10 protein-coding genes are annotated in these 14,111 nt (G+C 63.1%); 6 read left to right on the top strand and 4 right to left on the bottom strand.

The genetic code is table 11. The features are described from left to right. Positions 1–5 precede the first annotated feature (5 nt). From HX823_RS23415 to tagF, 6 genes are read left to right on the top strand one after another with little or no spacing between them, the layout of a single operon-like run. Positions 6–1,967 (top strand): type VI secretion system Vgr family protein, encoded by a 1,962-nt coding sequence (locus HX823_RS23415; protein ID WP_177076947.1) that lies wholly within the window; start codon positions 6–8, stop codon positions 1,965–1,967. Between the two features lie 18 nt (positions 1,968–1,985). Next, complete coding sequence (gene tagH / locus HX823_RS23410; RefSeq protein ID WP_177076945.1) at positions 1,986–3,404, top strand: type VI secretion system-associated FHA domain protein TagH; 1,419 nt, start codon at positions 1,986–1,988, stop codon at positions 3,402–3,404. Between the two features lie 27 nt (positions 3,405–3,431). Continuing rightward, a complete protein-coding gene (gene tssK / locus HX823_RS23405) occupies positions 3,432–4,763 on the top strand; it encodes a type VI secretion system baseplate subunit TssK (RefSeq protein ID WP_177076943.1) in 1,332 nt (443 codons plus the stop codon). A gap of 15 nt (positions 4,764–4,778) precedes the next feature. Then, positions 4,779–6,050 (top strand): type IVB secretion system protein IcmH/DotU, encoded by a 1,272-nt coding sequence (gene icmH / locus HX823_RS23400; RefSeq protein ID WP_177076941.1) that lies wholly within the window; start codon positions 4,779–4,781, stop codon positions 6,048–6,050. Positions 6,051–6,052: 2 nt separating this feature from the next. After that, positions 6,053–9,616: a type VI secretion system membrane subunit TssM gene (tssM, locus tag HX823_RS23395; RefSeq protein WP_177076939.1), complete on the top strand. Its 3,564-nt coding sequence runs from the start codon at positions 6,053–6,055 to the stop codon at positions 9,614–9,616. 9 nt (positions 9,617–9,625) lie between these two features. Next, a complete protein-coding gene (tagF, locus tag HX823_RS23390) occupies positions 9,626–10,171 on the top strand; it encodes a type VI secretion system-associated protein TagF (protein WP_177076937.1) in 546 nt (181 codons plus the stop codon). Positions 10,172–10,206: 35 nt separating this feature from the next. On the opposite strand, the gene HX823_RS23385 is transcribed toward tagF, so the two are convergent. From HX823_RS23385 to nuoM, 4 genes are all read right to left on the bottom strand, one after another. Further along, on the bottom strand, positions 10,207–10,521 hold the full coding sequence (locus tag HX823_RS23385) for a DNA-binding transcriptional regulator (protein WP_033896843.1): 315 nt from the start codon (positions 10,519–10,521) through the stop codon (positions 10,207–10,209). Next, positions 10,511–10,861, bottom strand: coding sequence for a toxin (locus HX823_RS23380; protein ID WP_038850296.1), 351 nt, complete (start codon positions 10,859–10,861; stop codon positions 10,511–10,513). The genes HX823_RS23385 and HX823_RS23380 overlap by 11 nt, the downstream gene beginning before the upstream one ends. A 238-nt stretch (positions 10,862–11,099) precedes the next feature. Beyond that, positions 11,100–12,563, bottom strand: a complete 1,464-nt coding sequence (gene nuoN / locus HX823_RS23375; RefSeq protein ID WP_028616809.1) for an NADH-quinone oxidoreductase subunit NuoN — start codon at positions 12,561–12,563, stop codon at positions 11,100–11,102. Positions 12,564–12,570: 7 nt separating this feature from the next. Beyond that, on the bottom strand, positions 12,571–14,103 hold the full coding sequence (gene nuoM, locus HX823_RS23370) for an NADH-quinone oxidoreductase subunit M (protein ID WP_010209575.1): 1,533 nt from the start codon (positions 14,101–14,103) through the stop codon (positions 12,571–12,573). Positions 14,104–14,111 lie beyond the last annotated feature (8 nt).

Below are 14,111 nucleotides of genomic sequence, written 5' to 3'. Positions count from 1 at the left end.
CGACTATGGCGACCTTACAGATTCACCGTGAAATACAGCTCACCAGCGTGTTGGGCACCGACGTGCTGCTGTTTCGACGCATGCAGGCGCAGGAGGGCCTGTCCCAGCTCAGCGAATACCGGCTGGAGCTGTACAGCGAACGCGCCGACCTGAATATCGATGACCTGCTGGGCACCCAGATGACGGTCGCGGTGGACCTGCCCAAGGGCGGCAGCCGCTACTTCAACGGGCACGTCAGCCACTTCGCGTTCACCGGTCGCCAGGGGCGTTACGCCACTTACACGGCGGTGTTGCGACCGTGGCTGTGGTTCCTGACGTTGGCCAGCGATTGCCGGATTTTCCAGGAACTGAGCGTGCCGGACATCCTCAAGCAGGTGTTCGCGCCCTACAGCATTGCGGATGTCGACACCTCGGGCTTGAGCGCCAGCTACAAGGCGCTGACCTACTGTGTGCAGTACCGCGAGAGCGACTTCAATTTTGTCAGCCGCTTGATGGAACAGCAGGGCATCTACTACTTCTTCAAGAGCGCGGCCGGGCGTCACACTTTGGTACTGGCTGATTCTTACGGTGCCCATTCGCCCGCGCCGGGGTACGCCCAGGTGCGTTTCATGCCCGCCGAAGACCACGCCATGCGCGAAAGCGAAGTGATCTACGACTGGCGCATGAGTGGCGAGGTGGAGCCGGGCGGCTACACCCTGCAGGACTTCGACTTCGAAAAGCCCAGCGCCAACCTGTTGGCCAAGTCGACCCTGGCCGGCAGTTACCCGCAGTCGCGTCATGAACGTTACGACTACCCCGGCAAGTACACCGAGCGCAAACAGGGCGAAACCTACGCGCGCACGCTGATCGAGTCGCTGCACACCGGCACCCAGCGTGTCACTGGCGCCACCCGCGCGCGCGGGTTGTTTCCGGGCGCGCTGATGACCTTGACCGAACACCCGCGCAGCGAGCAGAACGCGCAATTCCTGTTGCTGGAGGCGCGCTATCGCTTGTCCTCGGACACCTACGAGCCGACGCCGCCGGACCATCCTGAGCCGGTGCTCACCTGCGAGTTCGTGGCCCTGTCGCGCCAGCAGCAATTCCGTGCGCCGTGTGTGTCGCGCAAGCCGCTGATGCACGGCCCGCAGACGGCCATGGTGGTGGGCAAGCAAGGCGAGGAAATCTGGACCGATAAATACGGGCGCATCAAGGTGCAGTTCCACTGGGACCGCGAAGGCAAGCGCGATGAAAACAGTTCGTGCTGGATTCGTGTGGCCCAGGGTTGGGCCGGCAAACGCTGGGGCGCGTTGTACACGCCGCGTATCGGCCAGGAGGTGGTGGTGAGTTTTCTGGAAGGCGACCCCGACCAACCGCTGGTGACCGGGAGTGTCTACAACGCCGACACCCTGCCGCCCTATGCGCTGCCGGAAAATGCCACGCGTTCGACGATCAAAAGCAACTCATCCAAGGGCGGCGGTGGCTACAACGAGCTGCGTTTCGAAGACAAGAAAGGCGCGGAGCAAGTGTTTCTGCACGCCCAGAAGAACCTCGACCAGCGGGTGCTCAAGGACTCCCTGGACTGGGTCGGCGGTGACCGCCATTCAAAAGTCGACAACGACCTGCGCGAGAAAGTCGGCGGTGACCGGCATTCCTCGGTGGGCGGCAATCGCAATGAGAAAGCCACGGGCGCGGTGTCGATGACTGCCGGCACCCAGATGATCATCGATGGCAAGTTGAAGACCGGCGTCACTGCCGGCCTCGACGTGCATATCAAGGGTGGCATGAACGTGGTGATCGAAGCCGGGGCGACCATCACCATGAAGGTCGGCACGACCTTTCTCACGATCACCCCGGCGATGATTCTCGCCTCGACCATTCCCATCCCCTTGCCCCAGGCCGGCACTGCCGCGACCGCGCTGGCGCTGTCGGCCGCCACCGGACCTGCCGGCGTGCCGTTGCCGCCCAAGGAGGCCGACGATGGCAAATAACCCTTACAGGAGCCCGCTATGAACCTGATCCTGCTGGTCAAAAGCTACCGCGACCAACCGATGCCCGGTGACGTGATCTGCCGGTTTACCGAGGTGGGTGGCTCCATCGGCCGAGGGCCGGACAATGACCTGACCCTGGACGACCCAGGCAAGTACATTTCGCGGGTGCATGCGCGCATCGAGCTGCGTGGCGTCGAGTTTTACCTGACTGACACCGGCAGCAATCCCAGCCTGGTCAATGAGCGTCCGCTGGGTAACGGGCGCGAGCGCGTGCTGGAGGAGGGCGATCGCCTGGTGATCGGTGATTACGCCCTGGAAGTACGCCTGGAGCAGCCAGCCGCCGTCGAACCCGAAGACGATGCCCTGGCGACGCGGATCCTGCCGCCGTTGTTTGTGCCTCCACCGCCGCCCGTGGCCGCGCCGCTGCCACCCCTGGAAGTGCCCCAGCCGTTGGTGCGCAACCCTGAAGTGGTGGTGCCGGTGCTGCTGCATGATGACCTGGCCGGTGCGCGCATCCTGGAGGGCGGCTCGTTGTTTGACGGGGCCATGCCGTTGTCGGACCCGTTGGGGTTGAATCCATCGCTGACGCCGGCGTTTCGCGGCACTGAGAGTGACCACGTGGCGCCGCAGTTGCAGGCGTTCAACGCGCCGTTGTGGCAAGCGGAGCCGCAGGTGATTCCGGAGGATTACGACCCGTTGTTTGGCCTGTCCACCCAACCCACGGTTGCCCCGGAACCCCATGTGGGAGCGGGCTTGCTCGCGAAGAACGATAACGCGGTCATCCAGGAACAACCGATCGTCTTGGAGACCTTCGCGAGCAAGCCCGCTCCCACATTGACCGCGTCCAACAGTGATGACGCTGTGTTGCATGCGTTGCTCCAAGGCTTGGGCCTCCCCGACCTGCACACCACCCGTACCCCCACGGAGCTGGCCCAGTTGGTCGGCGAAATGCTCCGCGCCACCACCACCGGCACCATGGATGTGCTCATGGCCCGCGCGCTGACCAAGCGCGAAAGTCATATCGACATGACCATGATCGGTGCCTATTCCAACAACCCACTCAAATTCTTCCCCGACGCCGACAGCGCGCTGACCCAGATGCTCGGTGGCGACTCGCCGGCCTATATGCGCCCGGTCAAGGCGATGAACGCCTCGTTCGACGACCTCAAGGCCCATGAACTGGCGGTGATCGCCGGCATGCGCGCGGCCCTTGGCGCGGTGGTGCAGCGCTTTGATCCGGCACGGGTCGAGCAACGCCGCACCACCCATGGCGCGCTGGACAAGTGGATGCCGGCGCGGCGCAAGGCGCGGTTGTGGGACCGCTTGGTGGAGCGCTACGAAGACCTGGCACGGGATGCCGATGAGGATTTGCAGCGGTTGTTTGGTGAGCTGTTTTCCAAGGCTTATGAGGAACAGGTCGCGCGGATGCGCTCCTGACTCCAGCCCTTTTATTGAGAAGAATTCATGTCCTGGAATAACAAAGTCGTCTGGTCTGAAGGCATGCTGTTGCAGCCTCAACACCTGCAACAACATGACCGTTTCCTGCAGGCCCAGTTGGAAGCCCGCGTCAGTGCCTTGCGTGCTTACAGCTGGGGGTTTTCCACGCTGGAAATCGACCCGCAGCAGTTGGCCATGGGCAAGTTGTCCTTGTTGTCGTTCAGCGGCGTGTTGCCTGACGGCACGCCGGTTGGCCTGCCTTTCGGCGATGAAATGCCGTTGCCCCTGGAGATCCCTAGCGACGCCCGCGACCTGAAAGTGGTGTTGGCGCTGCCCAGCCTGCGTCCTGGCGTGTCGGAGGTGGATGACAACCCCGGTTTTGAAAACTTCGCCCGCCATCGCAGCAGCGAGTACGAAGCCTGGGACAGCAATGGCCTGGACAGCAGCGCCTTGATGAGCATCGGCAAACTGCGCCTGCGCCTGGCGTTTGAAGGCGATGTAGCGGATGCCTACACCACCCTGGGCATCGCCCATGTGGTGGAAAAACGTGCCGACAAAAGCGTGGTGCTCGACCGCACTTACTGCCCGCCGTGCCTGGACATCCGTGCCGCCGAACGCCTGGGGGCGTTTGTCGATGAGCTGCTGGGCCTGGTGCAGCAGCGGGTCGAGGCGCTGGCGTCGCGCCTGACTCAACCCGATGGCAGCGGCGCCGCAGAAATCGCCGACTTCCTGCTGTTGCAGGTACTCAATCGCAGCCTGCCGTTGGTGCGCCACTTGGCCGCGATGACTGGCCTGCATCCCGAGCAGTTGTACCGCGACCTTGCGAGCCTGGCCGGTGAATTGGCGACCTTTACCCGCGATGACAAGCGTGCCTCTGCCTACCCGGCGTACCGCCATGCGGCCCTGGCGGAAACCTACGCCCCGGTGATGCTCGACCTGCGCCGCGCACTGTCGACGGTGATGGATGCGCGCGCCATCGCGATCCCGCTGGAAGAGCGCCAGTACGGCATTCGTGTGGCGGTGCTGCCCGACCAGGAGTTGCTGCGTTCGGCCACCTTTATCCTGGCGGTGCAGGCGCAGATGTCCGCCGAGAGCGTGCGCAACGGCTTCCCGCCGCAGGTGAAGATCGGCTCGGTGGAGAAGATTCGCGACTTGGTCAACCTGCAACTGCCGGGCATCGGTCTGCGCCCCTTGCCGGTGGCGCCACGGCAGTTGCCGTTTCACGCCGGTTTTACCTATTTCGAACTCGATCGCAGCAGCGAATATTGGCAATTGCTGAGCCAGTCGGCCGGCTTTGCCCTGCATATCGCCGGGGTGTTCCCAGGGCTGGACATGCAGTTCTGGGCGATCCGCAACTAAGGCAAGGTGACTGACGTGAACGACACTTTTGAAGGCGACCCGGATCGCACCCTGCTGATCCCCACTCCAGGCGGACGCAGGGCAGCACCGCCGGTAACACCGGTACAGCGCGAAGCCATGGTGTTGCAGGGCCAGGGGCTCAACCCGCTGGTGCGTGCAGCCAACCCGCTGCTGGACCTGGTGGTGCCGTTGCGCAGTCTCACGGCCATGCCGGATATGGAAAGCCTGCGCCAACGCCTGATCCAGGCGGTGCAGGCCTTCGAAGCCCAGGCCCGCGCCAGCCAGGTCGACGTGGAAACCGTGGCCGCCGCGCGCTACGCGTTGTGCACCCTGGTCGACGAAACCATCGCTAGCACCCCGTGGGGCGCCGGAGTGTGGGGCAGCCGCAGCCTGTTGGTGACCTTCCACAACGAGGCATGGGGCGGCGAGAAGTTCTTCATGATCCTGCAGCGCCTGAGCCAGGACCTGCGCACCCATATCGATGTGCTGGAGTTGATGTACCTGTGCATGGCGCTGGGCCTGGAAGGACGTTATCGCGTGCTGGATCGCGGCCTGGATCAGTTGGGGTTGTTGCGTGAACGCCTGCTGCACTTGATCAACCAGCAACGTGGCAATCAGGAACAAGACTTGTCACCGCGTTGGCGCGGTGCCGAAGCGCCGCAGGCCTCGATGCTGCGGCGGGTGCCGCTGTGGGTGTTGGCGTCGGTGGCGGCGGTGCTGCTGTTGAGTGTGCAACTGACCTACAGCTGGTTGCTCAATCGCGCGTCCGACCCGGTGTTTGCCCAGCTGGGTGCGATCCGTGTGGCTTCGCCGCTCAAGGTGGCGGTGCCGGCCACGCCTGCGCCCGTGCGCCTGGCCGGGTTCCTCGCGCCGGAAGTGGCCCAGGGGCTAGTGGCGGTGAAAGACAGCGCTGATCGCTCGGTAATCACCCTGCGCGGCGATGGGGTGTTCGCCTCCGGCAGTGCCGAAGTGTCGAGCAACTTCGACGGCTTGCTTACGCGCATCGGCGATGCCCTGGCTACGGTGCCGGGGGATGTGGTGGTGGTCGGGCATACCGACAACGTGCGGCCCTCGGCGACCTCACGACTGGGCTCCAACTTTGACCTGTCCCAGGCGCGGGCCAAGACCGTCGCACGCTTGCTGGCGCAGCGGGCCGGGCCGGTGGAGCGTTACCGCAGCGAAGGCCGTGGCGAAACCGAACCCTTGGTGCCCAACGATTCAGCGGCGAATCGCGCGCGTAACCGCCGCGTCGATATCACCGTATTGATCCCTTCCCAGGCGCAATAGCCATGAATTTTTCGACGCTGTTTTCGTTGTTATGGTCCCCGGTGGAGCGCTTCATCCTGTGGCTGCTCAAGCCCTGGTTGTTGTCGCTGATCGGTGTGGCCTTGCTGTCCCTGCTGGTGTGGTACGAGGGCCCGTTGCTGGCGTTCAACGGCAGCGAGCCACTGGCGCCGGAGTCGCGGCGCTGGGGTTTGATCGGTTTGTTCGTGCTGGTGTGGGCCGGCTATTTTGCCTGGCGCCTGTGGCGGGCCTGGCGTGCCAACCGTGGTTTGATGGCGGGCGTGGCCGATGCGCCAACGGTGGCGCCCGGCGTGCGTGAGTCCCAGGCCGAAGTGGCCGAGTTGGGCGAACGCATGCGTTCGGCCATGGCGGTGCTGCGCAAGGCCAATCCTGGCTGGAAGATGAGCGGGCAGTACCTGTATCAATTGCCGTGGTACATGTTTGTTGGCGCGCCGGGCAGCGGCAAGACCACGGCACTGACCCATTCCGGGTTGCAATTTCCCCTGCGCGAGGCCATGGGCAGCGGTGCCATCGGCGGTGTCGGCGGCACGCGGCATTGCGATTGGTGGTTCACCGATGAAGCGGTGCTGCTCGACACTGCCGGGCGCTACACCACCCAGGACAGCTACACCGAAGTCGACAAGGCCGCATGGGGCGGCTTCCTCGATTTGCTGAAAAAGTACCGCCGCCAACGCCCGGTCAACGGTGTGATCGTGGCCTTGAGCGTCAGCGACTTGCTGCAACAGACCGACGCCCAGCGCCAGGCCCAGGCCGTGGCGATCCGCGCGCGCATCAATGAGCTGTACGAGCGCCTGGGCTTGCGCTTCCCGGTGTATGTGATCATCACCAAGTGCGACTTGCTCGCGGGCTTTTCGGAGTTCTTCGAAACCTTCGGCCGCGACGAACGCGCGCAGGTGTGGGGTGTGACTTTTCCATTGGCCCAGCCACCCCAGGTGGAAACGGGCCTGGCGTCGTTCCCGGGCGAGTTCGATGCCCTGGAGCGTCAGTTGCAACGGCGTGTGCTGGAGCGTTTGCAACAGGAGCGTGACTTGTCACGACGCGCGTTGCTCTACAGCTTCCCGCAACAGTTCGCCAGCCTGGGCGACGGCCTCACGCGTTTTCTCAATACAGTCTTTGAAGCCAATCGCTACCAGGAACCGGCACTGCTGCGGGGTGTGTATTTCACCAGTGGCACCCAGGAGGGCAGTCCGATCGATCGGGTGCTGACCTCGCTGGCGGCGTCCTTCGGCCTCGGCCGCAAGGTGTTGGCACCGAATGTCGCCAGTGGGCGCAGTTACTTCATCACCCGCCTGCTGCGCGAGGTGATCTTCAAGGAAGCCGGGCTCGCTGGGGTCAATCACCAGGAGCAACGGCGCCGACGTCTGCTCGGCCGGGCGGGGCGCATAGCTGCGGGTGTGGCGTTCGTCCTGCTGCTGGTCGGCATGACCATCAGTTATACCCGCAACCTGCAACTGATCGCCGATGCGTCCAGTGCCGCCACCAACGTCGCGCAGTTGGCCAAGGCACTGCCGGCCGAAGGCGATGTGCTGGTTACCCTGTCGCTGCTGAATGCCGCGCGTGCCTTGCCCAGCGGCTACAGCGACGACGACCGCAGTGTGCCGTTGCTCAGCCGCATGGGCCTGTACCAGGGCAACAAGCTCGGTGCGGGCGCAGTCACGTTGTATCGGCGCTTGCTGCGCAGCACCTTGTTGCCGCATATCGTCGCCAACCTGGAAAACGCCTTGCGCCGTGGCGATGCGAGCAATCAGGAGTTTCTTTACGAAACCTTGCGCGCCTACTTGATGCTCGGCGAGCGGCAGTTCTTCGACGCGCCTTCGGTGCAGGCCTGGGTCGATGTGGACTGGCGTCGCGAACTGCCCCAGGCCACGCCTGCGCAGTTGCAGCAGCTGTCGGACCACGTTGCGGCGTTGCTGGAAGCCGACGACGAGGCCGAGCCGGTGCAACTGGACAGCGCGTTGGTGGCCACGGTGCGCCTGGCGTTGGCGAGTATGCCGTTATCCCAGCGCATCTATAACCGGGTGAAGCGCCAGGTCGACCAGCAACACCTGCCCGAGCTGAGTGTGAACAGTGCGGTGGGGCGGGATGTTTCGTCGCTGATGACCCGTGCCAGTGGCGAGCCGTTGTCCCGTGGGGTGAGTGGCGTCTACAGCATCGCCGGCTACCGGGAACTGACTCGCAAGACCCCGCAGGCCGTGGCCGAGATGGCCAAGGACAGTTGGGTGCTGGACCGCCAGGAGTCGGCGCAGATTGCCGGCGCCAACCCGGCCATGCAGGCGGCGGTGCTGGAGCTTTACTACGCCGATTACATCCGCCAATGGGACAGTTTCCTCGCGGATGTGCACCTGGCACCGTTGACCAGCCTTGGCCAGGCCTCGTTGGTGACCAATGTGCTCGCCGCCAATGATTCACCGTTGCGCGCGTTGCTGGTGGCGGTGTCGAAGGAGACCACGCTGGAGGGGGCGTTGACCTCGACCACAGTCAAGGACACCGATCAGCGCGTGCGCGACAAGATCGCTGCGGCCACGCAAAAGCTGCAATCGGCGCTGGGTGGCGATAGCCCGGCACCGGTGGCGGACGCGTCGGCCAACCCGGTGGACCAGCATTTCGCCGCGCTGCATCGCTTGGTGGGCAACGGCACCGGCCCGCAGCCGGTGGATGAGGTGTTGGCGTCGTTGAAGGACGCCGGGCAATTCTTCGACAGCGCTGACGCTGCGCGCCGCAGTGCTGCGCCGGCACCTTCCAACGAGGTGTTGGGGCGCTTGAAACGCTCGGGTGACACGCAGCCTGCGCCGTTGTCGACGCTGCTGCGGGATGTGGAATCGGGGGGCACGGCGCTGACCCTTGGCAATGAAAAAGCCCGGTTGAATGCACTATGGGAGGCGAGCGGCGCACCGTTCTGTCGGGCGGCCATCGATGGGCGTTATCCGCTGGTGCGCAGCTCAGCCCGCGATGCCACCGCCGATGACTTCGGCAAGTTTTTCGGCCCAGGTGGGTTGATGGACGATTTTTTCAGCAAGAACCTTGCAGCGTATGTCGACATGAGCGGCAGCCAGTGGCGCTGGCGTTCAACTGGCGTGACGCCGCTGAATATCTCCCAGGATGTACTCAATCAATTCCAGCGTGGCGCCAGGTTGCGCGATATGTTCTTCGTGGCCGGTGCGCGCCAGCCGTCCATGCGTTTTGACTTGAAACCCCTGGGGGCAGACCCGGCACTGAGCAAGGTCACGCTGGATATCGATGGCCAGCCGGTGGTGTTTGACGCCGGGACTGTGCCCGACTTTGCCAGTATCTCGCTGCCCAGCGGCAAGTCCGGCGGCCTGGTGCGTCTGGACGCCACGCCAGGGCTGGCCAGCCCACTGCGCAGCGACGGCCCCTGGGGTTGGCTGCGCATGATGGACAAGGCTGTGGTGAACACCCAGGGCGAACAGCTGCAACTGACCTTCAACCTGGAAGGCCATCGGGTGGCGTATCTGCTGCGCGCTAGCAGTGTGATCAACCCATTCCGCCGCGACAGCTTCGAGCCGTTCCATTGCCCGGGCAGCTTTTAGGAAACCACCATGAATGGATTTTTCGGCAAGGTTCCCACCCTGGGAGACTTTGTCAGTCGTCGCTTGGCACCGGAATTCCTTGGCCCGTGGGACGCCTGGTTGCAGGCCGGTTTGCAGTGCAGTCATGAGCGTCTGGGCGAGCAATGGCTGGAGGTGTATCTGTGCAGTCCGATCTGGCACTTTGCGTTGGCGGCGGGTGTATGTGGTGAACAAGGCTGGGCCGGGGTGATGATTCCCAGTGTGGATCGGGTGGGGCGCTATTTTCCACTGACCGTTGCTGCGGCAGTTGGAGACGGGCTGCTGTTGGATGCGACCTGGCATGGTGAGGTGGAGCGCTTGGCGTTGTCAGCCTTGAGCGAGGCGTTTTCCCTCGAAGTATTTGATGAGTCAGTACAGGCGTTGCCATTGCCCATGCTTATCGAACGAGCAGATCCCGCCATGCGGGTGTTGTTCTGGAGCGAAGGTTCCCCCCACGTTGCGCCGACGCGTTGGGAAGGGGAGGGATTGCCCGATGCTGGGACCTATGCCGACATGCTCGGCGGCCCATGGCCCTGAATGAAAAAGCCCCGAACCTGTCGGGGCTTTGCTGATCAACCCAATGCAGCAAGTTGCGCCACGGTTTCCGGGAAACGTGCCACCAGGCGGATCAGCGTAGCAGCCTGGGCGTTCGGCTTGGCCCGGCCTTGCTCCCAGTTTTCCAGGGTGCGGGTGTTGGTGCGCAGGTACATGGCGAACACCGACCGGGAGAGGTTGAGTTGTTGGCGCACCGCGACCACTTCCTCGGCGGTGAGTGGCGCCAGGTTTTTGAGGTGAACCTTGTGGGTTCGCAGGGTGACTTTGCCTTGGCGTTCGTCTGCCAGGGCGTCGAAGCCTTCGACCAGTTCGGAAAAGATTTCACGTTTCATGATGTGTTCTCGCTTTGATTTCCCTGTCCAGCAGGTGTTTTAGGGCTTTTTTGTGCTGTGGTGTCAGGTCATCCTGTTCGTGCTTGCCGTACAGGGTGAACAGCCAGAACTGCGTGCCGCCCGACCACCAGTAGTAAATGACCCGCAGGCCGCCGCGCTTGCCTTTGTTGCGTCGCTCATCGACGAAGCGAACCTTGCGCAGTCCGCCTGTTCCCTCGATCACATCTCCTGCTTCCGGGTTTTTCATCAACTCTTGTTGAAAACCCTGGAAAAGCTCGTCACTCAGATAGTCCTTGCGATGCCGCTCGAAGGCCGGCAGTTCGATAAATAGAGCATCCATGTTCTGTACGTAGCCTGCGTATAGTTTGGTGGCCCACCCGCGATGGGTCAAGTGACCCTGCTGTGGGAACTTTCCTAAAACGCAGACACCATACGGCGGCCTTCATCGAGTAGATGCCGGATGAGGAGGCAGATGGCTGAGGAAATTTCCGTGAATAGGGGAGGGTAAAAGCCACTCCCCCAGAAACGCAAAACGGCGCCCGAAGGCACCGTTTTGTTGACTGCATCCCGCTAAGCGATCAAACGCCCAGTACCGCGTGCTGCACCAGGGTGAGCAACGGTTGTGGGTACACGCCCAGGAAGAACGCGAGCAGGGCGATGGCCAGCAGCATCACGCCGCCTGCCTTCTGCTCCCAATGCAGCTCGGCGTCCACACGGCGCAGGTTTGGCTCGATCAGGTACAGGGTGACCATCACGCGCAGGTAGTAGAACACGCCAATCGCGGAGCCCAGTACCAGCGAGGCAACCAGCCACCATTCATGGGCTTCAACACCGGTGGCGACGATGTAGAACTTACCGATGAAGCCTGCGGTCAGCGGGATACCGGCCAGGGACAGCATCATCACGGTCAGTACGGCGGTCAGGTACGGACGGCGCCAAAACAGGCCGCGGTATTCGTACAGGGCGTCGGCGTCACGGCCTTTGAATGGCGAGGACATCAACGTGATCACGCCGAACGCACCCAGGCTGGTGATCACGTAGGTGACCAGGTACACGCCCATGGCTTCCACGGCCAGGCCTTTGCTCGCCACCAGGGCGATCAGCAGGTAGCCGAAGTGCGCGATGGAGGAGTAACCCAGCAGACGCTTGAGGTTGTTCTGGGTCAGGGCCAGCAGGTTACCGAACAGGATCGACGCGATGGCGATCACGGTCAGCACGGTGCTCAGCACACCGGTGTTGGCAGCAGGGGAGATCTGGAACAGACGCACCATCACCGCAAACACAGCAACCTTCGACGCGGTGGCCAGGAACGCCGCCACCGGCGCCGGGGCGCCTTCGTACACGTCCGGTGTCCACAGGTGGAAGGGCACCAGCGACAGCTTGAACGCCAGGCCGATCAACATCATGGCCAGGCCCAGTTGGGCGATTGGCGCAGGCATGTTGGTAGTGGCCAGGGCGTGACCGATACCGGTGAAGCTCAGGCTGCCGGCTTCGGCGTAGAGCAGGGCCATACCGAACAGCAGGAACGCGGAACCGGCGGCCGACAGCACCATGTACTTGATGCCGGCTTCCAGGGAGCGCTTGTTGAAGAAGGCGTAGGCCACCAGGCCGTAGGTCGGGATCGACAGCAGTTCCAGGCCGATGAACAGGCCCGCCAGGTGCTGTGCGCTGACCAGCACGATACCGCCGGCCGCTGCCAGCAGGATCAGCAGGTACAGCTCTTCCTTGTTGCCTGGGTAGCCGGTGCCGCCTTCGCCCATATAGGCGTGGGCGAGGGTGACGCACGCCAGCGTCGCGACCAGGATCAGCGCGATATACAGCAGGGCGAAGTCATCCACCATCATCAACGGCGTGACCGCCAATGGCGCGACCTTGAGGGCCGGGATGATCGACAGCAGGGCCAGGTTCAGACCCGCACAGGACAGCAGGAACGTTTGCGAATGATTGCGGCGCCAGGCGATTGCCAGCATCACCACCACGATGGTGAGGCTGGTAATCAGCAGCGGCGCAAGCGCGATAAAGTGTTGGATCGTGAATTCCATAGCGCTCTTACCGGGCCGAAGCGAGTTGAGAGAAGGCGGTGCCGAACCACTGCTGCACGCCATGCATCGTTGCGGCAGAAGTGTCCAGGAACGGTTGCGGGTACACGCCGATGTAGATCAGCAGCACCGCAAGGCCGAGCACCATGATCAGTTCGCGAGCATCCATCCCTTGCAGGACGGTGTCGGACTTGGCCGGGCCGAAGTAGGCGCGGTGGATCATGATCAGCGAGTAGACCGAACCAAACACCAGGCCGGAGGTAGCAATCGCACTGATCCACGGTGTTTGCACGAATGCACCCATCAGGATCAGGAACTCGCCGATGAAGTTGCCGGTGCCCGGCAAGCCCAGGGACGCGGCGGCGAAGAACAGGCTGATCGCCGGCAGGTACGCGATGCGCGACCACACGCCACCCATTTCACGCATGTCACGGGTATGCAGGCGCTCGTACAGCTGGCCACTCAGGATAAACAGGGCAGCGGCCGAGACACCGTGGGCCAGCATCTGGATTACGGCGCCTTGCAGCGCCAGTTGGCTGCCGGAGTAGATGCCGATCAGCACGAAACCCATGTGGGAGACGGAGGAGAAGGCAATCAGACGCTTGATGTCGGTTTGTGCGAACGCCAGGAACGCACCGTAGAAGATCCCGATCAGACCCAGGGTCATGGCGATCGGCGCGAACTCGGCCGAGGCATTCGGGAACAACGGCAGGGCGAAACGCAGCAGGCCGTAGGCAGCGGTTTTCAGCAGGATACCGGCCAGGTCCACGGAACCTGCGGTCGGCGCCTGGGCGTGAGCGTCAGGCAACCAGGAGTGGAACGGCACCACCGGCAGCTTCACCGCAAACGCGATGAAGAAGCCCAGCATCAGGATGTACTCGGTGGTGAGGGACATCTTGGTTTTCAACAGGTCGGCGTAGTTGAAGGTAATCACGCCGGTGTTGTTGAAGTTGACCAGTACCAGGCCCAGGATCGCCACCAACATGATCAGGCCGGAAGCCTGGGTGAAGATGAAGAACTTGGTCGCCGCGTAGATCCGGGTTTTCTTGCCGTCCGAAGAACTGTGACCCCAGAGCGCGATGAGGAAGTACATCGGCACCAGCATCATTTCCCAGAAGAAGAAGAACATGAACAGGTCGAGGGCGAGGAACACGCCAACCACGCCGCCCAGGATCCACATCAGGTTCAGGTGGAAGAAGCCCACGTGACGCTGGATCTCTTTCCAGGAGCAGAGTACCGAGAGAATACCCAGCAGGCCGGTCAGCAGGATCATCAACAGCGACAGGCCGTCGAGGGCCAGGTGCACGTTGATGCCGAAGCGCTGGATCCACACGTGCTTGAATTCAAGCGCGAAGGTTGGATCGACACCCGGTGCCGGAGCAAATGAATAGTCGCCATGGGCCCACAGCCAGAGGCCGAGTGCGAGTTCCAGGGACATGGTCAGCAACGCAATCCAGCGGGGGAGGGTGGCGCCGAAGCGTTCACCCATCCAGCAGAGCAGGCCGCCGATAAAGGGGATCAGGATTAGCCAGGGCAGAATCATGACAGGCT

The sequence above is a fragment of the Pseudomonas sp. P7759 genome (genome assembly GCF_013386445.1).
In the GTDB taxonomy this organism is placed as follows: Bacteria; Pseudomonadota; Gammaproteobacteria; order Pseudomonadales; family Pseudomonadaceae; genus Aquipseudomonas; species Aquipseudomonas azotoformans_A.
Note: the sequence above shows the minus strand (reverse complement) of the source record. Positions and strands in the feature narration are given on the sequence as shown.